The sequence below is a fragment of the Novipirellula herctigrandis genome (genome assembly GCA_007859835.1).
GTDB classification, from domain to species: Bacteria; Planctomycetota; Planctomycetia; order Pirellulales; family Pirellulaceae; genus Novipirellula_A; species Novipirellula_A herctigrandis.
In genome coordinates this window covers 4648902-4670833 of record SJPJ01000001.1, presented here as the reverse complement: position 1 = coordinate 4670833, position 21932 = coordinate 4648902, and the positions used below count along the sequence as shown (strand labels likewise).

At 53.0% G+C, this 21932-nt stretch carries 20 protein-coding genes; 10 read left to right on the top strand and 10 right to left on the bottom strand.

Translation table 11 applies throughout. The annotated features are described in order from the left end of the window. Positions 1-116 precede the first annotated feature (116 nt). From CA13_RS17175 to CA13_RS17165, 3 genes are all read right to left on the bottom strand, one after another. Positions 117-2495 carry a hypothetical protein gene (locus CA13_RS17175; RefSeq protein WP_146398647.1) on the bottom strand — a complete coding sequence of 793 codons (2379 nt, stop codon included), beginning with the start codon at positions 2493-2495 and terminating at the stop codon, positions 117-119. Between the two features lie 602 nt (positions 2496-3097). Beyond that, on the bottom strand, positions 3098-3286 hold the full coding sequence (locus tag CA13_RS17170; RefSeq protein WP_146398645.1) for a hypothetical protein: 189 nt from the start codon (positions 3284-3286) through the stop codon (positions 3098-3100). Next, positions 3264-3692: a hypothetical protein gene (locus CA13_RS17165; protein WP_146398643.1), complete on the bottom strand. Its 429-nt coding sequence runs from the start codon at positions 3690-3692 to the stop codon at positions 3264-3266. The genes CA13_RS17170 and CA13_RS17165 overlap by 23 nt, the downstream gene beginning before the upstream one ends. A gap of 444 nt (positions 3693-4136) precedes the next feature. On the opposite strand from CA13_RS17165, the gene CA13_RS17160 reads away from it, so the two are divergent. From CA13_RS17160 to CA13_RS17150, 3 genes are all read left to right on the top strand, one after another. Next, positions 4137-4433 carry an O-linked N-acetylglucosamine transferase family protein gene (locus tag CA13_RS17160; RefSeq protein ID WP_146398641.1) on the top strand — a complete coding sequence of 99 codons (297 nt, stop codon included), beginning with the start codon at positions 4137-4139 and terminating at the stop codon, positions 4431-4433. Further along, complete coding sequence (locus CA13_RS17155) at positions 4414-4887, top strand: O-linked N-acetylglucosamine transferase family protein (RefSeq protein WP_146398639.1); 474 nt, start codon at positions 4414-4416, stop codon at positions 4885-4887. Before CA13_RS17160 ends, CA13_RS17155 begins: the two co-directional genes overlap by 20 nt. Before the next feature lie 186 nt (positions 4888-5073). Beyond that, positions 5074-5406 (top strand): O-linked N-acetylglucosamine transferase family protein, encoded by a 333-nt coding sequence (locus CA13_RS17150; protein WP_419194486.1) that lies wholly within the window; start codon positions 5074-5076, stop codon positions 5404-5406. A 36-nt stretch (positions 5407-5442) separates the two neighbouring features. On the opposite strand, the gene CA13_RS17145 is transcribed toward CA13_RS17150, so the two are convergent. The 4 genes from CA13_RS17145 to glgC form a co-directional block, all read right to left on the bottom strand. Beyond that, a complete protein-coding gene (locus CA13_RS17145) occupies positions 5443-7086 on the bottom strand; it encodes an AAA family ATPase (protein WP_419194485.1) in 1644 nt (547 codons plus the stop codon). Between the two features lie 46 nt (positions 7087-7132). Continuing rightward, a complete protein-coding gene (locus tag CA13_RS17140) occupies positions 7133-9151 on the bottom strand; it encodes a peptide MFS transporter (RefSeq protein ID WP_146398634.1) in 2019 nt (672 codons plus the stop codon). Between the two features lie 103 nt (positions 9152-9254). Then, the gene (locus CA13_RS17135; RefSeq protein ID WP_146398632.1) at positions 9255-10184 is read right to left on the bottom strand and encodes a GGDEF domain-containing protein; all 930 of its coding nucleotides are present in this window, start codon (positions 10182-10184) and stop codon (positions 9255-9257) included. A 24-nt stretch (positions 10185-10208) separates the two neighbouring features. Then, positions 10209-11477, bottom strand: a complete 1269-nt coding sequence (glgC, locus tag CA13_RS17130; RefSeq protein ID WP_146398630.1) for a glucose-1-phosphate adenylyltransferase — start codon at positions 11475-11477, stop codon at positions 10209-10211. A gap of 217 nt (positions 11478-11694) precedes the next feature. On the opposite strand from glgC, the gene CA13_RS17125 reads away from it, so the two are divergent. Next, positions 11695-13185, top strand: a complete 1491-nt coding sequence (locus tag CA13_RS17125) for a Do family serine endopeptidase (RefSeq protein ID WP_419194484.1) — start codon at positions 11695-11697, stop codon at positions 13183-13185. Between the two features lie 13 nt (positions 13186-13198). Here the strand turns inward: CA13_RS17125 and CA13_RS17120 are convergent, their stop codons facing one another. Beyond that, positions 13199-13945, bottom strand: a complete 747-nt coding sequence (locus CA13_RS17120; protein WP_419194483.1) for a YIP1 family protein — start codon at positions 13943-13945, stop codon at positions 13199-13201. Positions 13946-14616: 671 nt separating this feature from the next. Here CA13_RS17120 and CA13_RS17115 point away from each other — a divergent pair. From CA13_RS17115 to CA13_RS17105, 3 genes are all read left to right on the top strand, one after another. Continuing rightward, on the top strand, positions 14617-15099 hold the full coding sequence (locus CA13_RS17115; RefSeq protein WP_146398626.1) for a response regulator: 483 nt from the start codon (positions 14617-14619) through the stop codon (positions 15097-15099). Positions 15100-15216: 117 nt separating this feature from the next. Next, a complete protein-coding gene (gene hisH, locus CA13_RS17110; RefSeq protein WP_146398624.1) occupies positions 15217-15846 on the top strand; it encodes an imidazole glycerol phosphate synthase subunit HisH in 630 nt (209 codons plus the stop codon). Continuing rightward, on the top strand, positions 15846-16343 hold the full coding sequence (locus CA13_RS17105) for a hypothetical protein (protein ID WP_146398622.1): 498 nt from the start codon (positions 15846-15848) through the stop codon (positions 16341-16343). The genes hisH and CA13_RS17105 overlap by 1 nt, the downstream gene beginning before the upstream one ends. Positions 16344-16609: 266 nt before the next feature. Here the strand turns inward: CA13_RS17105 and CA13_RS17100 are convergent, their stop codons facing one another. Then, positions 16610-17245, bottom strand: a complete 636-nt coding sequence (locus CA13_RS17100) for a hypothetical protein (protein ID WP_419194482.1) — start codon at positions 17243-17245, stop codon at positions 16610-16612. A 574-nt stretch (positions 17246-17819) separates the two neighbouring features. Between CA13_RS17100 and CA13_RS17095 the strand changes: the two genes are divergently transcribed. After that, the gene (locus tag CA13_RS17095; protein WP_146398620.1) at positions 17820-18815 is read left to right on the top strand and encodes a hypothetical protein; all 996 of its coding nucleotides are present in this window, start codon (positions 17820-17822) and stop codon (positions 18813-18815) included. A 6-nt stretch (positions 18816-18821) separates the two neighbouring features. Here CA13_RS17095 and CA13_RS35310 read toward each other — a convergent pair whose 3' ends face one another. After that, on the bottom strand, positions 18822-18953 hold the full coding sequence (locus CA13_RS35310) for a hypothetical protein (protein WP_419194481.1): 132 nt from the start codon (positions 18951-18953) through the stop codon (positions 18822-18824). Positions 18954-18957: 4 nt separating this feature from the next. Between CA13_RS35310 and CA13_RS17090 the strand changes: the two genes are divergently transcribed. Together CA13_RS17090 and CA13_RS17085 are read left to right on the top strand one after the other, a co-directional pair. After that, on the top strand, positions 18958-20325 hold the full coding sequence (locus tag CA13_RS17090; RefSeq protein ID WP_146398618.1) for a polysaccharide biosynthesis/export family protein: 1368 nt from the start codon (positions 18958-18960) through the stop codon (positions 20323-20325). 297 nt (positions 20326-20622) lie between these two features. Continuing rightward, positions 20623-21879, top strand: coding sequence for a DNA-methyltransferase (locus CA13_RS17085; protein WP_419194480.1), 1257 nt, complete (start codon positions 20623-20625; stop codon positions 21877-21879). The last annotated feature ends 53 nt before the right edge of the window (positions 21880-21932 follow it).

The window sequence follows — 21932 nt, the reverse complement described above, 5'->3', positions numbered from 1 at the left end:
ACCTAAACGAAAAAAGCCCCGGAAAGCACAAGGCTTTCCGGGGCCGCTCCTATTTCTCACGCCTACGCGACGCTTGAAGGGTTACTTAGGAACGCCGAGGCGTTCGTGATCTGAAACTAGTTTCCGCAGCTTGTGCAACCAGCACCGGTTGCCATCGGAGCCGACTCCATGATTGGAGCCGACTGGATAACAGCACCTTCGCTGTAGCCACCACTGATGACTTCGCCACCCATCACGCTACCACCAGAAGAGATTACTGATGCTGGCGAGCTGTAGACAGGGACTTGGATCGTGGATGGAACTTGAACGCATTTTCGAACTTGGACAGCCTTCATCGACTGAACAGGAACGCAAACGCTGTAAGTTTCAGGCACTTCTTCTTGAACCGTGTCGTAAACCGTAACGTTGTAATTACGAGTACGAGTTTCCGGAACATTAACGGTGTAGCTGACTTCGCGGCTTCGCTCTTGCGATTCCATACGAGTCTTGTTGACCGTACGCGTGCGGGTTTCGGTCGTCATTGTCGTTTGGGGAACCATGCGGGTGCGGGTTTCCATACGAGTCTTGGTGACAGGAACCATACGAGTACGATTTTCAGTACGCGTGCGAGTCACAGGAACGCTACGGGTCTTTGTTTCCGTGTTGTAGCTGGTGACTTGGTATTCACGAGTACGTTCTTCTTGACGGCACTTTTGAACCGTAACCATACGGGTACGAGTTTCAGTGCTCATTTCGGTGTAAGGAACCGAACGAGTACGGGTTTCCATACGAGTCTTGGTCACAGGAACCATACGAGTACGGGTTTCCGTGGTCATCGTGGTCACAGGAACTTCGCGGGTGCGAGTTTCCAAACGAGTGCGAGTGACAGGAACTTCGCGGGAGCGAGTTTCGGTGCGGCACTTCGTAACTTGGTACTCACGAGTACGAGTTTCTTGACGGCACTTTTGAACCTGAACCGTACGCATGCGTTGCTCGGTCGTGTACTTGGTCACGTTGACCATACGAGTGCGAGTTTCGCTTCGCATCTTGGTAACAGGTACCATGCGAGTTTGCGTTTGGCAGGTGTAGCTGGTCGTCGTGTAGGTATAAGGAACCCGGCTCGTTTGACGTTGGTATGACGTCGCAGGAACTTGAACCGTTACAGGGTTTGGAACATAGACGCGACGGTAAGCGATGGTTGGACCGCAGGCAGCCGAAGCTCCAGCACCGTATCCAGCACCCGCACCACATCCAGTGCTACATCCACCGCAAGCATCGCCACAACCGCAGCAGGACGAGCAGCTCTTGCATGAACCGCAACCGCCACAGCCGCCACCACGCTTGCCAAGAAGGCCACATCCGCCGAGGATGCCGCCACGACTGCGACCAGCCGAGCTTCGTCCGCTAACGGCAACCGCTTGACATTGGTAGCTGCCCATGTCCTTGGTAACCGACTTCATCGTTGTAACAGGCACGCAAGTGGAAACGGTTCGGTATGCAGTATGGGTCTGCTGCACAGGAACGCGAACTTGGTAGCTTTGAGCGACTTGTTCGGTGTAAGGAACGTTGACAGTGTAGTTTTGAGCAACTTGCTCAGTAACAGGAACTGATACCGTGTAAGGTTGCTCAACCGCTTCGGTGTAAGGAACGTTGACGGTGTAGTTCTGGGTCATTGTTTCCGTGTAAGGAACATTGACGTTGTAGTTCTGAGTAACCGTTTCGGTGTAAGGAACCGATACTTGGTAGCTCTCAGTGCGAGTCGAAGTAACAGGAACACTTACGGTGTAGTTCTGTGCAACTTCTTCGGTGTAAGGAACCGATACTGTGTACGATTCTTCACGAGTCTTTTGGACAGGAACGCTGACCGTGTAGCTCTGCTCTACTTGCTCAGTGTAAGGAACATTGACCATGTAGTTCTGAGTCTTGGTTTCGGTTACGGGAACCTGAACCGTGTAAGACTGCTCAACGTTTTCGGTATAAGGAACCGTAACGGTGTAGCTCTGCGACACTTGCTCAGTGTAAGGAACCGATACTTGGTAGCTCTGTTCAACTTGCGTTGTAACGGGAACTTGAACCGTGTAGGGTTGCTCTTCGGTGTAAGGAACCGCAACTTGAACCGTGTACGACTCGGTACGCGTTTGAGTTTGCGGAACATTAACCGTGTACTCTTGCGAACGAGATTCAACTCGTGCGACTTGCTTGCTGACCGTACGCATACGGGTCTGCGTTTGACGTTGGTAGGTGGTCGTTGGGACCATCTGAGTCTCGGTGACCATTTGCGACCGCATGACGGTCTGCGTTTGATAAGACACAGCCGGGCCACAAGCCCCTGCACCCATCGAAGCGCCATCAACGATAGCGCCCGAACCACTGCCCATCACGACGCCACCGTCGCTAGAGACACAACCGGAGTTGCTTACGCAACCTCCGCACGAACCACACTGGGCTTGAACACTTACTGCGAACACTAATGTCGCACAAATGCTAAGCACGCTCTTAAGCAATGTTGCTTTCATCTAGGGATACCCTCCAAAATACGTCTCACAGCCTGTGAGGCAACAGAAGAAAATCGAGAAGCTTTAACGGCTGCGTAATTTGGGCGAACTCTCGCCCTGAGCCCGTCAATCTATATCGTGAGGCTACCGTGTCAACAATTACTTGCCCCATAATAGAGGCAAAATCAAAAAATATATGGGATGTGTGCGTTGTGTAGTCAATTTTATGTCATTCTCGCGTTGCACTTAGAAATCGCACACTTTTATCACGCGAAAAGCAGGTCCAAAACAGGCAGAAAAAAATGCATTTGCAATATTGAAGGCAACCGAGACGCCGGTTCGTTTTCAACATCATCGTGTTGGCATCAAAATCTTGACGCAATGCGACTTGTCAATTCGCGGCAGTTCCTGTAACTTTCCTGGCCGAATTTTTGAACGAGTGGTGCGTTGGTGCGAGCAGACGAATCGGCTGATCCGACCAGTTCGTATAGCCTGTCTTTCGTAGATCGCCGAGTGTTCATACTTCCGGGACGAGCCGCGAAGTGCCTCGATAACGGGTCGCCGTCGCTGATGAGGGCGGCTTTGAGGTGCAAGATCGCTTCGCCCGACGCACCATCATTCCATTACGTCTCGCTCCCTTTGACCCGGTGGTTGATCTCCTTGACCGAGGACTCGATCAGGCAACTGGTCGTCGGTAATCCACTCGTCCGATAGCGAGGATAGTCCATCCGTGAAACATTCTTTTGCAAATAGCCGATCGTCTTGGCGAGCTTGCGGCGCGGGTCATTTTTATCGCTGTCTGCTGCCGCCATCCCGCGTGCGATTTGTTCGGCCTCCGTCAACCTGCGCCACGGCGAGCGAAACGACCGACTCAACGATCTTTGCCTGGGCCGTCAGCGGGCGCGCCAGATGTGCATCAGTGGCCGCCTCGCGCGTCGCCGCCAACTCGCTACCGATCGAAATGGTCTTGTCGTTGACCGTTCGCCAAGCCACCTTCAAATCGGTGAGCAACTCGATCATTCGTGCGGCGATTGGAAACGATCCGCAGGTGCCTCCCATGGCCACGATCCGCTCGGAGACTGCAGGCGAGAAGCTGCTGCCGTCGAACCGCAAGTTAATCCGCTGAGGGAAAAAAGAACGCTCGCAGGAGGCGCACCAAAACTCGGGTTCGGAAAGATCGGTCGTCCCGTCGCGGGCGGTCAGGTCGCGGTGTTTCACGCTCGCGCTGCACTGCTTGCCGTATTTCAGGCAGGCCCTGGCGGCATCGAATGTTTCCGCTTGTTGGCGCTGGACTGTCTGGTCAAATTCGGTGGCGGTGAGCTTGCCGATTTCGTGGCCTAGCTCCTCGATCTCGTTCCAAGTCGTTCGATCGGAGGTCCGCCCTCGCCGTAGGTCTCGGCGCTAATGACACGCCCCAACTCCTGCATCAACCGAAGAGCTTCAGGTGAAAACCTAGCACGACGTTTCTCAACCGCTTCTGACATGACTTGAGTCCCTCCTAGACCACGGGCTTTATTCAACTCCTCGCGATTATCGCGACCAACCCCCAAATCTGCGCCACCAATCTCGAATCCAACTTGAACGCCCGATTAGCCTGCCTGCACCCGGCTACTGGAACTGGACCGAGGTGATAGTGCGGCGGCAGCCAACTTTCTGCTCTATATGAACTATTCCGATCGCTACACCGCCGCTGAAATATCAAAGGAACATTTTCGCCTGGCTCTAAGGTTTGCCGAGCGGGCTGACACGATCAACCGACGCAAGCGAACTGACAAAGAAAAAATTCGTGTTGGTTATTTGGCAGCCGATTTTTATATGCATCCGGTTGGCAAGTTGATGCTACCGATCCTCGAGGCCCATGATCGCGACTGCTTTCACCTTTCCGTCTACCACGATGGCGATCATGAAGACGCGACCACACAATTGACCCGACAAACCGTTGACCCGACAAACCGTTGATCGCTTCGTTTCGATTCATGCGATGAATGACGATGCGGTAGTCGAGACGATCCGCAGTCACGAGCTTGACATCATGGTGGAGCTAGGCGGCTACACTGGTGGCGGCAATCGCTTGCGAGTGTTGTCGCGGCGCGTGGCACCGATCCAGGTTTCTTTCTTGGGCTATCCCAACTCAACCGCATTACCGACGATCGATTATCACTTTACCGATCGCTTTGCCGATCCACCGGGAATGACCCAATCCCTGTATGGCGAGCAGCTTGTTTGGCTCGACCATGCTCAATTAGCTTGGCGACCTTATGACGAAGTCAAGAATGTCTCGGTCGAATCGCGCGGCGGTCCGTTGTTGGGTGTTTTCAACAACGTCGCCAAGATATCTCCTTCCGCTCTGCGAGCCTATGCGGAAATCATGCGACGAGTTCCCGAAGCACGGATGATCCTGAAGTACGGATGATCCTGAAGTACGGGGACCACTTCGCGGTAAGATCGTTGCAGGATCGCTACCGATGCGAATTTGCATCGCACGGTGTGTTGCCGCATCGATTGGAATTTCGCACTCGAGGCGAATCACTCGAAGAACATTTACGGACGATGATGTCGGTCGACTTGGCTCTTGATGCGTTTCCCTATCAGGGAAACGATGACATCACTGGAATGTTTATCGGTCGGTACGCCGATCGTATCGTGTTGCGACAACTTCGATGCCCACCGTGCGACCTCGGCGATGATGATACGAATGGGGATGCAAGAATTGGTCGCCGGAGATGAGCACGAGTACGTCGAAATCGCCGCCGAGTTGCTTCAGAATTTATCGGGCTTACGTGAATTGAGAACGCAAATCCGTCATGGTTTTCACAACAGTCCCTTTACCGATATATCGGGGCTGGTGCGAGAACTCGAAGCCACCATGACCGGCTGGGCTACCGGGAGACTGGCACCATTCACAATGCTTGAAACAAGGCGAACGTGTTAGCGTCCGTTTCGTAACCAAGCTGTGTTTGATCCACGACTACGCCCATTCCGGCTCGGCCCAGTCCGCTAGTTGGACGTGGTCGCATTTTTTGCAGCGGACTTTGATGCCGAGCGAATCGGGTTGAATGCGGACCTTTCGATTGCAGCCTTCACATTCGATTCGCAGCGTATGGGGCTGCGCAATCAAATCATCGAGCTTCTTCGTCGGCACACGCGGAACGCTGATATCATCAGCTAGCAAAACGGTCAACAGCGACTCGCTCAATTGAGCAATCTCGGCGATTCGATCGGCTAGTCGTCGCACCGTGTCTTCAAAAGCATTTCGGACCATGCGACCGTTTCCAAAATGGCGGTCGCGGTTTTCATAAAGGTGGCTAAACCCAACCAGTAATCGATGTCGCGCGTCACTGGGTAATTGGTATTGGTTTTGCCGGCACAAGGTTTCAAAAATTCGGCACAAATCGATCGGCGCGTAGTCTTCGAAATTGATCCGTGTGTTAATCCGCGAAGACAAGCCCGGATTGCTGCGGATCATCTTGTCCATCTCGTCACTGTATCCGGCCAAAATCACTGCCATCGACTCACGATCATCTTCCATCCGCTTCAGCAGCGTTTGAACTGCTTCGCGTCCGTAGGCATCGTCGCCTGAAGCGTCGACAAGGCTGTAGGCTTCGTCGATAAACAGCACACCCCCTTTTGCTGAATCGCAAAGCTTATTCGTTTTCGGCGCGGTTTGTCCTGCGTACTCGGCGACCAGTCCGCTACGATCGGTTTCAATCACGTGGCCGCTTGGAAGTGTGCCGAGCGCCCCTAAAATTTGGCCAACGATGCGAGCGACGGTTGTTTTTCCAGTGCCTGGATTGCCGACAAACGTCATGTGCAAACTGATCGGCATGGTCGATAAGCCCGCACCACGACGTTGTTGTTGCAGTTTCAGGAAATTCGCATAGCTTCGTACGCGATCTTTGACCGTTTGCAATCCGATTAATGAATCGAGTTCAGCCATGGCAGCCTGTAACCGTCGTTCGCGATCGGCCTGGTTTTCTGGGTCCGGTGCGATCGTCTCGGGGTCAACCGCTTGCTGCTGATGTTGTTGGTACGCGACCGCTGAAGGCCCTTCGGAAGATACGTTTCCTAAGGGTTGGAGGACCGACTTGGGGTCCGCAGGATGGAGCGCCATGTCGATGGCTCGTTGCAATGTGTGCAGCGCCACGCTTTCTTCGGGCATGGTTTGGCCATCGCACTTGGCGACCAAATTGGCCAACCGCATCACGATCGTTTCTACTTGCACTTTGCTGTCGGCAAGCGGAGCATAGCGGACGAACGGTGCGACGAGCGATTCCCAGCTGAGTTGGTCTGCTTGCTGGAAAAGGCCGACGGCGGCTTCGCGAAGTTGGGCACCGTGCAGTTGTTGGTTCCAGAGGTGCTCGATCATCGCCGCCGCTACCCGCTTTTCAGGAGCGGTCCATTTATCATCCGCGCGAACGATGGTGACATAGACTTTTACCAACAATCCGCGATGTAAATCGTCCATCAACTCGACGAACTTGTTAGCGTCTCCTTCAATTAGATTTGGATAGCGACGAACCATCCACTTTCCGCAGTGGTTGTACAGTTTGCCACAGTCGCGGATGACGCGACGGAGCATACCGATCAAGCGAGATTCGTCGTTGTCATTCATGAGGAAATGCTTCTTCGCGATCGGGGCCGCGACAGAGACCTTCTTTCTAGTCCGCGGCCGATTCGGATTCATGCATCCAATGCGTCAACCAAGGTGCCAGCAGCAAACAAACCGCACCGGATAGTATAGCTGTGATCGCAATGGTTCCGAAAACCCCACCGTAGACGCTGACGGTTTCCGTTGGCGGCGGGATCACCGAACCAGCGTCACCGCCTTCGCTAACACCGGTCAATTGTGAAATAATCGCCGCGAGGTACTGGCTAAACGCAGTGGCTAAGAACCATCCCCCCATGACGGTACTGACCAAGTGACGCGGGCTCAGTTTTGTCATCGTTGATAACCCGACGGGGCTCAGACATAATTCCCCCATCGTTTGGAATAGGTAGCCCAGTAACAGCCATCCAACGAACACCATCCCGCGGCCATTGGCTGATACCGCACCGTACCAAAACGCTCCGAAACCGAGTCCAAGCAGCGCCAACCCAAGCGCGAATTTGACAGGCGCCGGAGGGTCCGCGTTGAAGGTTCGCAGTTTGGTCCAAAGCGCGGAAAAGACGAGCCCCAAGATCAGGATCAAACTTGGATTGACGGACTGAAACAAACTTGCGGGAAGCTCGCCGTTGCGGGTTGCGATTCCCATCCCAATATTATTCTCGGTCACGGGCCAATCAATTTCGAATCCACTTTTCTCATTTTCCTCTCGCAAACGATCGAGATCCGATAAGGAAAAGACTTCGCCGGAATTCCACTGATAACCGACTTGTTCTTGGGTGGGTTGAATCTGAATCGTTTGCCCCACCATCTCGGGTGTGACGACATCGGTTTCGACTACTCGATCGACGTTTCGATCCGTGAATAGGTTCACGCTACTTCCCGCTTGTTCAAAGAACGCAAAGAAGAGCATTTGAAAGAAAATCAACACTAACGCAACAACCATCCTTTGTCGCGGAACATGATCAAGTCTAAAGGTTTGTTGGATCAGGTAGCCAAACGCGAGAATACCGATCACAGTCAATACGAGGCCGGCGGGTTTGCTGACTTCTTTCATGAAAACGACTGCGATGCTTCGCGCCGCTTCCGATATGCCGGAAGCACCTTCTTGGGCATCGCCGGTAAAGCTGTTGATCGTCTCATTGGAGATCAATTGCAGTGACTTTCCATCTTCGGTTAACGGAGAGAAACCGCTGACCAACAGTGTCAAAACGGGGATTGCAATGAGCGTTCCAAGGTAGACTTTCCAATCATGGCGATGGTCGGCCCCGTCGGGGCGTGTCCCCTTATCCGCCGCTAAGCCACCACGCGATAGAGCGACGCAGGCGATGATTCCCGCGGCCACCAGCGAAACGGCGACGAAGATATTGATCGCAGTCGTCCACGGGTTGTCGGGACGAAAGATGAGCATCCCCAAACCGCCAGCCAACGCACCGAGTCCAATCAAAATTTGGGAAACCACCGTGGGCATCACGAATACCGCCAAGCCGATCAGCATGCCGATCGTCGCAAGTCCAAAGCCGTAATGCCATCCATAGGTTTCCCCCACATAGCCACACAGCAGCGGACTCATCGCGGCACCGAGGTTGATGCCCATATAGAAAATCGTAAAACCGCCGTCGCGTTTGCCGCTATATTGCGGGTAAAGCGACCCAACAATGGTCGAAATGTTGGGTTTGAAAAATCCATTGCCGACGATCAGCAGGGACAATGCGAAAAAGAACGGCCATTGCCCTTCGATCATCATCAGCAGGTGTCCACCCGCCATTAGCAATCCGCCAAGGATCACCGCACGCCGTTGACCAAGGACGCGGTCGGCCAACAATCCACCGAAGAATGGCGTCATGTAAACCAGAGCCGTGTATGCTCCATAAACGGTATAGGCTTGTTCGTCGCCGTACTTCAAGAAGCCCTTGATCATGTACAGGACAAGCAACGCACGCATGCCATAGTACGAAAAACGTTCCCACATCTCGGCGAAGAACAACGCGTAGAGCCCTGTCGGGTGTCCGAAAAGGGTGGATTCATTCTCGTAGAGTTCGTCGCTGATCGAGGGGGGATTCTCAATACTCATTGGCTATCATCTCGGAGGGTATTTATCGTTTGAGTTAACGATTTATTGCGTGTAGGGATATTCGGTATGGATCGTTCGTGGCAGCCAAAAGGTTGAAACCCAACTAGCCCCTTGCCACTTCGGGTGCACCAACGAGTGACGTTCCTTTGCCATCGTGGTAATACACTCGGTTGCGTCCAATATTTTTTGCGGCGTATAACGCTTCGTCGGCGCGACGCACCACGGGGCTAACAACGAGGTCGTCGCGCGGTTCGCTTAGCCCGATACTTATTGTGACCGACAAGTGTTTCTTTCCTATCTCGATCTCTTGGGCGGCCAATGATTTTCGGACTTCGTTCATCTTTTCCGCAGCGATTCTCAGTGGCCCATTCATCAACACGGCGAACTCTTCCCCACCAAACCTGGCGACCATGATCGCGCCCTGCAATTCGAGCCGAAGCGTCTTGGCGACTTGTTGGAGCACTTGGTCGCCGACTTGGTGACCGTGGGTGTCGTTGAAGTTTTTGAAATGATCGATGTCAACAAGGACAAAGACGAAGGATCGTCCCCCTTTGCGAAAACCGCCAAACAGTTCTTCGAGTCGCTGGTCGAAGGCGCGGCGATTGTACAGACCGGTGAGTCCGTCGGTACGAGCTTCGGTCAGATAGCTCTCGATCTGCTTGGTTTGCTTATCGAGTTGCCGCTCGGCGGCATCAAGCCGTGTTTGAAGCGCCTCGTTGGACTCCATAATTTGCTGAAGCAACGAGACGACTTTGGGTGCAGTCTTGTTGACACTTGGGTCAACGCGTACGGCGTCATTCAATTCACCCAAGCGAGTTTGGTACTGTGAAACGTTTCCCGAATATTCACTCGTCCACGCACCAAGTTCGTGGAGCATTTGGAGGATGCGTTCACGCTCCTCTTGGCTCATCGAAGATTGACTTGCTTTGTTTCGATTGCGGGCGATACGAATGCCGATCGCAATGCCGATCGCAATAAGTACCAAGGCGACTGCGGATCCAGCCGCCATCATCATCGCGTTTCCCTGCAACATAGTTCGCTCGATCGCATAAAAGACTTATCCGGAAAGGGGGCTGACCCTTTCTGACCGCCCGCGTGACGGTTCAATTTGCTCACCACGAGCGATCACCACGAGACCGCTGTCAGTGACGGTGAAGCCGCGAGCGGCATCCGCGATCGGATCATAACCGATTTCCGTCTCCGCGGGGATATGGACTCCTTTATCGATAATCACGCGACGGAGTCGACACCGGCGGCCCACGTGGACTCCATCGAACAGGATGCTGTCCTCGACTTGGGCGTAGCTGTTGATCCGAACATTTGGCCCAATCACGCTGCGCGCCACGCTTCCGCCGCTGATAATTGCTCCTTGACAGACAATCGAATCGAGAGCCTCGCCACGCCGCGACGAGGGACCGTCACTGCCGAACACGAATTTGGGTGGCGGAAGCATCGGTTGGTAGGACCGAATCGGCCAAACCTTGTCATAAAGGTTCAATTGGGGATCAACGGTGATCAGGTCCATATTGGCTTCGTAGTAGGCGTCGATCGTGCCGACATCACGCCAATACGCGTCCCGTTTCCGGTTTTCGTCGAGAAATGGAAAGGCAAACACGCGGTAGTCTTTGATCGCGGCCGGAATGATGTCCTTTCCGAAATCGTGAGAACTGTTTGTTTTGGTTGCGTCGTCGCAGAGTTGTTCGTACAGGAATCGGGCGTTAAAAACATAAATTCCCATCGAGGCCATACAGATATCTGGATCGTCAGGCGTTGGAATGGGGTTGGCCGGTTTCTCTTGAAAGCCCGTCAACCGATGGTCAATATCGGTCTGCAAAACACCGAACTGTGTCGCGTCGTCGCGTGTGACTCGAAGCGCCCCGATCGTAATATCAGCGTCCATTCTGCGATGGAAATCAACCATCGGTTTGTAGTTCATCTTGTAGATGTGATCGCCCGCCAAGACCATGATGTCCCGGGGCTCCGCACTCTCGATTGCATAGATATTTTGGTAGACCGCATCGGCCGTTCCCTGGTACCAATTGTCATCAATCCTCTGCTGAGGCGGCATCACATCGATAAATTCGCCCAGTTCACGACAGAAGTAATTTCGCCAAGCCATGTTGATATGGCGATCGAGCGACTGGGCTTTGTACTGGGTCAGAAGCAATAATCGCCGCATATCACTGTTGAGGCAATTGCTCAAGACAAAGTCGACGATGCGGTACAGGCCACCAAACGGCACGGCCGGTTTGGCTCGATCTCGCGTCAGTGATTCAAGACGCGAGCCGCGTCCGCCAGCTAGAATCACTGTCAAAGTGTCACGCATCGAATTTCTTACTCCTTGCATTCAATATAGGAACGAATCTAGCCTAACAGATTATGGACCCTAATGTTCGGGAATTGTCATTGAATGGCTGGATTTTGGCCCGAGGTTTGCCCTGCAGGCGGTCAAAGTGATATTCTGTCGTATCGGCAGATCGATATCATTCTAATGAGATGAAACAACGTTCGAAGAATTGACAAGTTCGACAGGAGTTCCAACCGTGGATAATTATTGGAAGAAGATCAGCGTGGTTCTAAGTGCCGGGATTGTCGGTTTGCTCGTCACGGGGGTAATGTTGACGTTACCTCGATCCTTCAACCGCGACACAATGGCGCAGGAGCAAATCCAACGCCAAATCCAAGGGCAAAGTTTGTCGGCTGCGCAAGATTTGTCGGCTGCGTTCCATAACGTTGCCGAAGCTCTGCGGCCAAGTGTGGTCAGCATCAGCACAAAGCAAACCCAAGTCATTGGTGGTGGGCAGCGACAATTGCCTCCGGGGCTGCGTCGGCAATTGCCACCTGGCTTCGATGATTTCTTTGATTTTGGAAACCCGCGTCCACAGAAACGCGAAGCCGAAGGAATGGGGAGCGGTGTCATTGTTCGCGGTGATGGCTACATTTTGACAAATAATCATGTCGTTAAAGATGCGGACACTCTAACGGTCCAAATGAGCGATGATTCGATCGTCGAAGCGAAAGTGGTTGGCACCGACCCGCAAACCGACTTGGCCGTTGTTAAGGTGGACCTGCAAGGACTGCAGCCGGTGATGTTCGGCAATTCAGACGAAATCCGTGTAGGCGATTGGGTCCTAGCGATCGGAAGTCCTTTTGGTTTGGACCAAACCGTCACCGCAGGAATCATCAGTGGCAAGAACCGGGTCCAGGGAATCGTCGATGATGGAAATGGCTTTGAAGACTTCCTGCAAACCGATGCAGCGATCAACCCAGGCAATTCAGGTGGTCCGCTGGTTAATTTGCGCGGCGAGTTAGTCGGCATCAATACGGCGATTCTCTCTCGTACTGGCGCAAGTGCAGGGATCGGGTTTGCCATTCCTGTTTCGTTGGCCAAGCCGGTTTTCGAATCGATCATCGAAACCGGCACGGTCCGCCGCGGTTTCCTTGGTGCCCAGGTGGTCGATGTGACGCCAGAGAATGTCAAAAAATACGATTTGTCGGTTCAACACGGGGCGTTGATCGGAGCGGTGCTCGAAAACCAACCGGCCGCGACCTCGGGACTGCAACCGGGCGACGTGGTGACAATGCTCGATGGGAAACCGATTCGATCGGGAACCCAATTGCGGAATTACATCGCAAGTCGACCGCCGGGATCGGTGGTGTTGATGGAGGTGACTCGCAATGGAACGCAAATTCAGGTCTCGGTGAATTTGGAAGAGCGAACCAATGCCGCGATGGCGATGTTCGGCAGTGGTACCGTCCTGGGGGCTGAATTGACTCCGGTTACACCCGAAAGTGCTCGCCAATACGGCTACGAAGGGCTGACGAGCGGATTGATTGTCACCAGTATTGAAGATGGCAGCGTCGCAGCGCGAGGCGATTTACAGGTCGGCGATGTGATCGAATCTGCAGGAGGCATCCAGGTCGGTTCGGCGGACCAGTTATCGTTGCTTGTTGACGAAGCGGCTAGGCAGCAACAACCATTGCGTTTGGTCGTTCGACGCGGCAATTCTCGGATGCTACTGGTTGTCCGCTAAGGAATCGCTGAAACTACGCGATGGCAACCACACCGGCGACGAGAATCAATATTGGTATTAGCACGATGAAGAATGCTAAGAAGCATGCTCCGAGTGCACGCCAAGCAGAAAATCGATTCACTTCGCCAATCGTCTTGCAACTCGTAAACATTGACCATATCGCTAAAACGATCATGGTCAGTCCGACACCAAGCATGGTGACGGCCGCCAGCGGATTGTTCATGTTCATTGCCGAGGTAAACATTTCGTGCCCCAGAATCATGATCGCGGGCGGCCATAGAACTAATGTCGCCGTCGCCGGCAAAAATCCCCAAGCTAAGGCTGCCCGCATTTCCTCAGTGGTAGCCGTCCCTCCCAGCATTCTTGCGGTAAAACCGATGATCAGCGCGCTCAAATAGATGGTGATCAATCCACCAATCGGACCAACGATCAAGGCGATCAACAAGATGCTAGTCAAGCCCATCTGGTCGCCCAGTGATTTCGATGACGCTCGACTCAACGTCCGAGTGATCCCGTAAAGTGCTGAGAGTAAAAGCACTGAATCCGTGACGTTGGTTTCCACGATCGAGCGGATTGTCGCGCGTGGACGCGTCCAAATCGAAAGCCAGGGATTCAAGTCAGTCTCATAGGGAACGGTTTGATCTGAAACCACTGGGGCATTGATTTCAACTGATGACTGGTAGGGATTCATCGTTGCTCTCGATGGTGCGTTTCCAATGTCTCCACGGTCGTCGCGGCGATTATCGTCGTAGGGGTTCATTGTTCCGTTCACTTTCGAAATCGGGGCTAACGGTGAGAGAAACGCTCGCTTAACCGAGCGACAGTTTCTTTTCGGTGACATCAATATAGCTGTTTGTTTGCGCTACCACTCGTCTGCCCTGCCCTGCTTTGGCCTGCCCTGCCTTGCCTTGGCCTGGCCTGCTTTGGCCTGCCCTGCCCTGCTTTGCGTTAGCGACGGTTGACAAATCGTCCCTTGGATTTGTGATTAGGTCAGCCGAGCGGAGCTGAACTGGCCAATCGAGTACGGCTAAGCCGCAGAGTGGTCAGAGGCGTTGAGCGATCGATAAACGAAACAACGCAAAATTTACTGTATCCCAAGATCGCTGCAACTCGCGTCGTCGGAGACCTCAAAACGAATGTTCTTTCGTGCTTTTTCATTTACGAAGTTACCGCGTAGGGATAGCCAAGCTGCTACCATAGTTGCGTAGAAGTTAGTTGTTTATGAAGATGGATTTTCTGGAAATAACAGTGACACTGCTTCTGTTGGGCGTCGATGGAAAGCACTTGAGCGTGGTGCAAATAGCCTCATCGTAGGTGAACACCGGAGAAACTCATCGAAGTTTTACTGCGTATGTTGTCGTCAGGCCAGTTGCGTTGGGATTTTCAAGGAGGATAAGCAGCCAGCTTGCCTAATTTCCTAGGGGCCGCGAAATGTCTGAATTAAGCAGCAAAGCTAAAGAGCATCTTACGGATCTACCCAACCAAGATGTGGCGCGACCTCGTAAGGTCGAAGAGCCCTTTGCGTTTGAAGGTCTCAAGCTGCTATTGGTCGAAGACAACCAAGATGCCCGAACGATGTTGGCAGAGACGCTCAGGCTCGAAGGATTCGAAGTCGGCGAAGCAGGTGATGGCCCGTCGGCAATCGAATTGTTTGACTCATTCCGCCCTGAGATCGCAGTGATTGATATCGGTTTGCCCGGGATGGACGGATATCAAGTGGCTGCCGCAATCCGCGCGAATAAGAAATTTCAGCTGACCACGCTGATTGCGTTGACCGGTTATGCACGCCAAACCGACCAACATGAAGCGATTGAAGCTGGGTTTGATATTCACTTGGCCAAACCACTTGACCCACACCAGTTGTGTTTGAGAATCGTTGCCGCAAGATCGAAGCCAAAATCGTCTGTGAAATGAATCGCCATTGGAACGGCAAAGTGAACCGCTGGTTGCGAAAATACCTCTTCGCCGATATGGTCCCACGCTGACTCAGCGCCATTTTCATTCTTCCCGCTTCCACATCCAGCATTCGCCATGATCACCATTGTCGATTACCAAATGGGGAACCTTCGCAGCGTTCAAAAAGGGATTGAACGCGTCGGTGGTTCGGCCAAAATTAGTTCTGATCCGAAGGAAATCGCAGGTGCGGAAAAGCTGATTCTTCCGGGTGTCGGGGCTTTTGGCGATGCGATGGCGGAGATCCATCGGCGAGATCTCGCGAGTCCGATTCGCGATTTTATCGCGTCCGGTCGTCCCTTTTTGGGGATTTGTCTTGGTCTGCAATTGTTGTTTGAACGTGGATTCGAGCATGGCGAGCATGAGGGCCTTGGTGTACTTCAAGGGGATGTCGTTCGCTTTGACTTGCCCGAGGGGATGAAGGTACCACACATGGGATGGAATACCGTTTCGCAGCGAAGTGCAGCACCGATTTTGAAAGAACTTCATGATCAGACCCACTTCTATTTTGTTCACTCCTACTATGTGCGTCCCAAGGACCCATCGGTTGTCGCATTAGAGTGCGATTACGGCGGACCATTTTGTGCGATGGTTTGGCGCGATAATCTGTATGCCACTCAGTTTCACCCGGAAAAGAGCCAAGCCGATGGGCTGAAGTTACTATCGGCCTTTTCCAGCTTGAACCAGGCGGAAGGGGTAAATGCCTAATGACAGCCCCTTTGTCCTTGATTTCGCCGGATGGTTCTTTTTCGGTACGCTTTAAGTGGAACGGTGACCGTTACGCCCATTGGTTGATCGGCGAGGATGGCAACGGAAACGAGATCTGTTCGATGAATAGTATCGAGGGGAGAGGCGAAACTGATTGGCCCAGCTCGCCGCCGATTCAGCAATTGTCGCTTGAGAAAATGCAGATGGCCGATGTGTTACTCGGTCTCGGCGGGGCGGGATTGAGCCATTGGAGTATCAGTGTCCATTGGGTTTCCTTGGCCGAGGCCCCCGCCGTTAAATTTGAACTGGCTTGTCGATACAAGACAAAGCCAATTTTTCTGGGGAGCCAATACGAATCCAACGATGGTTTCACGATTACACCTGGCGAAGATTCAGAATTGGTTCGCAGCGGTGATTCGATTTTGGTGCAGCCCCACCGGCTGATGAGCGACCGAGGGACCATTTGTTGGAGCTACTCGATCAAGCCAGTGGGCTAACAAGCTGGTTGGCTAAGTGTCAGTTGAAGTGGGCGGTATGCCCAGGCCTTGTGATTTCAAAGCAAATGGCAAGTGTCCGGTTGGGCGCCAGATCATGGTTGGCCGATAGCGAGCGACCTACGGCATCGCGGGCCGAAAAAGGTGCTTTGGCTGCTTGGCTACTAAGTCGGCATAAGGTCTCAAGTAAGGTCCAAAGTCGGCGCAAAAAAAAACTGCCGCGTTTAAATGCGACAGCTTTTATTTTTGTATTGGATCGAAGCGACAACTTAAAGCGAGATGACATTTACATTTTTGTTATCATCCAGCCCAGCCAAACCTGCGAGGCCAGCGAGTCCGGCAAGGCCCCAGCCCATTCCGCCGCCTCCTCCACCGCCACCGCCACCGCAGCCACCGCCGCAAGCGCTGCCATAGCCGCAGCCGCCCATCATCGGAGCACCCGTTAAAGGCTCACCAACGATTTCTTCAGTCACGCATGTTTCACTGATGACTTCCATCGGTTGCTCATAGATGACTTCTTCGATGATTGGTTGTTGACATTCGCATACGCTTACGGCGCGTCCGCAACATGCAGCAACGGGAGTGATCACTTCGGTGTGGCAAGGTTGCGACAAACGGCAGGAAACCAATTCTTGACGTTCTTCAAGAAGTGCACTGTCATCGGCGTCTTTGTCAAGCTTCAGGTCGATGTCGATGATTTCTGCATCGATTTTCGAAACTAACTGCTCGCAGCTAAGTTGTTCTTTCTCGCCTTCCGCGAGAATTTTGGAAACGAGCGTTTCGCGTGTCTCGATGTTTGCTTGAGCATCTTTTTGTGGTGCATCAGCCATAACACCATAGCTTTTGATGCCCAGCCCGCCCAAAAGCATTGCGGCAAGGGCTATTCGTCCAAGGGTTTTCATCATCGTGGTTGCCTTGATGTTTCGTCGTGTGGGTCAGTTCATTTTCGTTGGGGTCGGGACTATCGCTTCGATCGTTCAAAACCTTCCCCGAGGCATACGTTGGTGATATTACACCTGCCGATATCGAAAATCAACCTCCTATCTGGTTTATTCTGCCTAAATCATCTGTTCCGCAGATTCTGCGTCGAACCACCTGATGGAGGTGTTTTTTGTTCAGTTGTTGTTGGTTTGGGATGAGTTTTCGGCCTGATTGTAGCGGTGTTGCCGGCTGGGGGATTCGCTCCGCATGTTCTGTTCATAGCTGTTACCCAAGGAAAACTTGCCAGATGAGAAGTGTCGGACCCTGAGCGGGTTGATTGCCGAATACTCCCCGATAGACCTCGTAATCCGCAGTGAGTCGGTCGACCGATCGGGTGAATTTAGTCACTAGATCCCCAGAAATTCGATTTGGACACTGCAAGACAGGACGCATCGATCCCATTGGTGGTGATTGAAGTTTCTGTCTGCTTGACGCCCAACGGAAATCGGCGAGCAAAGCAATACGAATCGCTTTCACCCAAGGACAAGGGAATTACAGATGAATCACACGCCGCAGCTTAAGTGCTGGCGGACGTTAAAACGCTGGATAGCCTCTGGGACACTCGTTTGCACGTCGATGATTATCATGGCGATGACAACTGGTTGCTCCACTTGCTGCACATCGTATAACGCTGTCATGTCGCCCGTTTACCAGAGTGGATGTCTCACGGATTTTCGAGGACGTCTCGAAGCCAGAAAGATTTGGGCATCTTCCTATGCCAAGTGCTATCGCAATCACTGCAACGTGAAAGACGTTCGCGATGGCTTTATCGATGGCTTTGTCGATACGTGTAACGGTGGCGATGGATGCCCACCGTTATTCGCACCGGAAGGCTACTGCATGTTATCGCTCGGATGCAAAGACCGCTGTGCATCGGCATGGTTCGAAGGTTATCCGCTCGGGGTCGTTGCCGCAGAAAAATGTGGTGCGTGTCGCTGGGCCAAGAGCCGCTGTAATCCTGCGTTGTTGTCTTGCAGCGAAACTTTGCCATGCAATCCTGGATGTGAACCTTGCAAGGGGCTCGACGCCCATGAGATCACCGGCAGCTGTGGATGCAACAGTCCGGCTTTGATCCAAGCAGACCAATATCACGTCGACGAATATCACATCGAATCGTACGAACCGGTTCCAATGGAGCCGATCCACGAGTCACCGCTCCATCAACCGGATGAAGTTGTTGTTCCCGGACCCGTTACTGAACCCATTCCCGAACCGGTTCCTGAACCGGCAGCACCTGCACATGTGACGGACCTTGATGCGGCGTCTGTCGAGTCGACGGCAGCGGAGTCAGGATTGGTGACCTATGCACAGCCTGTTGCAAAACCAGAACTGATCGAATCGGCTCAAGTCGAAACGCCTTCGCCACAGGACAGCGATCGTGATTCGGCGAAGTTAACAGAAAAGCAATTGATCGAATTGGCAGCACCATTTGATTGGCTCACCATCGATGAATCGGAACAAGGTATCAACGCGGTCAACTACGAAATCCGCTAACGATCCTCATTCCAAGGCGGCAAGCGTGTTACGCGTCTTGGCCGCCGCAATGACCAGAATGCCCAATGGATGGGCGACCACGCTGCCTGACAATGGGTCGACAGCGAAATGATTCACGGACGAACTAATACTGGACATAGCCATGAACTTCAAATGGAAGGGATTCCTGTTAGCCATGGTGCTAACCCCTCTAGCATCAGGGTGCACCTCGTTGTTAGCCCCGATTAACGGAGTGCCTGTTTCGAGCATCCCAAAACCACTATTGGGTGAAAAACGAGCTGACTATATCAACGTGCCATTGGCGTTGCTGCGAATGGAACAGCCGGAGCATTATCTTCTCGATGATGGAGACATCCTCGGGATTTATATCGAAGGTGTGATGCCTGCTTCGGCCAACGAAGACCAACCGGTAGCGATTCCGCCGGTTCACTTCCCCGAGGCTGGCAGCGATTTACCGCCAAGCGTTGGTTTCCCGATTCCTGTTCGTGATGACGGAACCTTGCCCCTGCCCTTGATCTCTCCGATCGATGTTCGTGGCAAGACGATGGCCGAAGTCGAGGAATTGATTCGCAAAGCCTACGTCGATGACGAAAAAATCTTGCGTCAAGGACGTGACCGAATTCTGGTTTCGTTGATGCGTGAGCGAACCAGTCGTGTAATTGTGATCCGTGAAGACGGTGGCACAGACGGTTCAGCGATTGCAGGTGGTAGCCGTCAATTCGGCAACGCTCAAGAAGTGATCAGTGGTACGGAGCGACAAGGCTCGGGCTTCACGCTCGACATGCCTGCCTACAAGAACGACTTGATGCACGCTTTGGCGGACACGGGCGGATTGCCTGGCTTGAATGCCATGAGCGAAGTCAAAGTCTTGAAAGCATCGCGATTTACCGAAGACCGACGTGAAGAAATGATGATGCAAATCTTCGCGGGTCAAGGCGAAAATTGTGGCTGCTGCATCGATTTCTGCGGCAACCAAATGGAAGGTATGGAGGGAATGGTCGAAGATCCGTTTTCGATCACCATCCCGCTTCGTGTTCGTCCTGGTGAAATGCCAAACATCGATCCTGCGGACGTGATCCTCGAAGATGGCGACATTGTCTACATCGAAGCTCGCGATACCGAGGTGTTCTACACCGGCGGGTTGTTACCAGGCGGACAATACCCATTGCCGCGTGATTATGACCTCGACGTGATCGGCGCCATGGCGGTTGCTGGAACCGGACTTGGCGGAAGCAGTTCGACAGGTGGTGGTAGCAGCGGAGCCGGCATGTTACTCAGCGGCGGATTCGGCGGAGCCACGCCAACACAGCTTTTCGTGATGCGAAAAGGCCCTTGTGGGCAAGACTTCACGATTTCAGTGGACCTAAAGAATGCGTACAACGATTCGAGCCAACGTATCTTGGTTCAACCCGGTGACACGTTGATCTTACGATACAAACCATGCGAGGAAGCCTTGAACTTCGGTTTGGTGACCTTCTTCACATTCGGTATTCGTGAGTTGTTTAAATAGTCTTCACCAACCCTAGTTCCGACGGTGGATCTAATCAAAACGCCGGCGAGTCGAGCGACTTGCCGGCGTTTTTTTGTTGATACGACGAATCTGCCTGCTTTCTAGCAAGACGTGGCAAACCTAAGGATACGCGCGGTGAACTCCACTCTCCGGCCCCGTTTCTCGGTGAGTGTGGCCCAGAGTCTCGGTGGGTTTTTATTTGATATTAGGCTACTTTTGTGAAGCGGCATTGATGCGTTGACTCGATTCAGTACGATCTTGGGGTGTCGAACACACAACCCCCGAGGAGAGAACCGCGTGAAAATTGGGCTAAAGGTCAACCATCTACATCAAGGCGATTGTCTCGAGAAACTATCCGAGATTAATGCGGGGTGTGTTGATCTTTGCTTTGCCGATCCGCCATTTAATATTGGCTACAAATACGACGTCTACGATGACAAGCGTGGTGATGAAGAATACCTCGATTGGTGCAAGCAATGGATTCATGGTGTTCATCGCGTGCTCAAACCGGATGGGACGTTTTGGCTTGCCATCGGTGATGAGTACGCGGCAGAACTCAAAGTTTGTGCGACTCGCGAGGTAGGTTTTCATTGTCGCAGTTGGGTGATTTGGTACTACACATTCGGCGTGAACTGTAAATTTGGTTTTAGCCGCTCGCACACGCATTTGTTCCATTTTGTCAAAGACCCCCAATCGTCCAAATTCAACGCTGACGATCCCGCGATCCGAGTTCCATCGGCTCGCCAACTGGTCTATGGTGATGCTCGCGCCAATCCGAAAGGCCGGCTGCCCGACAACACATGGATCTTGCGTCCCCAAGACCTGCCTGACGGATTCGAAACGGATGGCGACACGTGGTACTTCCCCCGTGTTGCAGGAACCTTCAAAGAACGCGAAGGGTTTCACGGTTGCCAAATGCCTGAGCAATTGCTGGGGCGAATCGTTCGAGCGAGCAGCGATCAGGGGGATATTGTTTTCGACCCGTTTGGCGGCAGTGGCACGACCTTGGTCGTCGCCAAAAAACTTGGCCGCAAATGGCTCGGGACCGAACTCTCCCAAGAATATGCTGACAAGATTCGCCAGCGGCTCGACCGTACCGAAGTAGGCGAACCGTTAGTGGGTGCGGAAAATCCGCTTCGGAGTGCCCCCTCAACCAAAAATGGCAAACGGCTCGCCAAAAAGCCCAGCAAAAAGCCCAGCAAAAAGCCCAGCAAAAAGCTCAGCAAAAAGCCCAGCAAAAAGCCCAGCAAAAAGCCCGTCGCCAGTGGAAAGGCAAAGACGCAGGCAAAGAAGCAGGTGACGAAGCAGGCAAAGAAGCAGGTGACGAAGCAGGCAAAGACGCAGGCAAAGAAGCAGGTGACGAAGCAGGCAAAGAAGCAGGTGAACACGCAGGTGAACACGCAGGTGAACACGCAGGCGACGAAGCAGGTAAAGAAGCAGGCGACGAAAAAAGCGAAGAAACGGACCAGTTCGAAGGCCGTGAAAAAGAAACCAGCAAAGAAGTCGAAGGTTGCCAGCCGAAACTTGGTACAGAAATCGCTCTTTCCCTCCTGAAAAATCTCTATTGCATCATTTTGGCAACCGTCCTACGCTGCGCGGCGCTATGA

Excerpts from the sequence above, each read along its gene's own strand:
- CA13_RS17175 (WP_146398647.1), bottom strand. The coding sequence starts at position 2,495 with ATGAAAGCAACATTGCTTAAGAGCGTGCTTAGCATTTGTGCGACATTA.
- CA13_RS17170 (WP_146398645.1), bottom strand. The coding sequence starts at position 3,286 with ATGGCGGCAGCAGACAGCGATAAAAATGACCCGCGCCGCAAGCTCGCC.
- CA13_RS17160 (WP_146398641.1), top strand. The coding sequence starts at position 4,137 with ATGAACTATTCCGATCGCTACACCGCCGCTGAAATATCAAAGGAACAT.
- CA13_RS17150 (WP_419194486.1), top strand. The coding sequence starts at position 5,074 with ATGACATCACTGGAATGTTTATCGGTCGGTACGCCGATCGTATCGTGT.
- CA13_RS17145 (WP_419194485.1), bottom strand. The coding sequence starts at position 7,086 with ATGAATGACAACGACGAATCTCGCTTGATCGGTATGCTCCGTCGCGTC.
- CA13_RS17140 (WP_146398634.1), bottom strand. The coding sequence starts at position 9,151 with ATGAGTATTGAGAATCCCCCCTCGATCAGCGACGAACTCTACGAGAAT.
- CA13_RS17135 (WP_146398632.1), bottom strand. The coding sequence starts at position 10,184 with ATGTTGCAGGGAAACGCGATGATGATGGCGGCTGGATCCGCAGTCGCC.
- glgC (WP_146398630.1), bottom strand. The coding sequence starts at position 11,477 with ATGCGTGACACTTTGACAGTGATTCTAGCTGGCGGACGCGGCTCGCGT.
- CA13_RS17120 (WP_419194483.1), bottom strand. The coding sequence starts at position 13,945 with ATGAACCCCTACGACGATAATCGCCGCGACGACCGTGGAGACATTGGA.
- CA13_RS17115 (WP_146398626.1), top strand. The coding sequence starts at position 14,617 with ATGTCTGAATTAAGCAGCAAAGCTAAAGAGCATCTTACGGATCTACCC.
- hisH (WP_146398624.1), top strand. The coding sequence starts at position 15,217 with ATGATCACCATTGTCGATTACCAAATGGGGAACCTTCGCAGCGTTCAA.
- CA13_RS17105 (WP_146398622.1), top strand. The coding sequence starts at position 15,846 with ATGACAGCCCCTTTGTCCTTGATTTCGCCGGATGGTTCTTTTTCGGTA.
- CA13_RS17100 (WP_419194482.1), bottom strand. The coding sequence starts at position 17,245 with ATGATGAAAACCCTTGGACGAATAGCCCTTGCCGCAATGCTTTTGGGC.
- CA13_RS17095 (WP_146398620.1), top strand. The coding sequence starts at position 17,820 with ATGAATCACACGCCGCAGCTTAAGTGCTGGCGGACGTTAAAACGCTGG.
- CA13_RS35310 (WP_419194481.1), bottom strand. The coding sequence starts at position 18,953 with ATGTCCAGTATTAGTTCGTCCGTGAATCATTTCGCTGTCGACCCATTG.
- CA13_RS17090 (WP_146398618.1), top strand. The coding sequence starts at position 18,958 with ATGAACTTCAAATGGAAGGGATTCCTGTTAGCCATGGTGCTAACCCCT.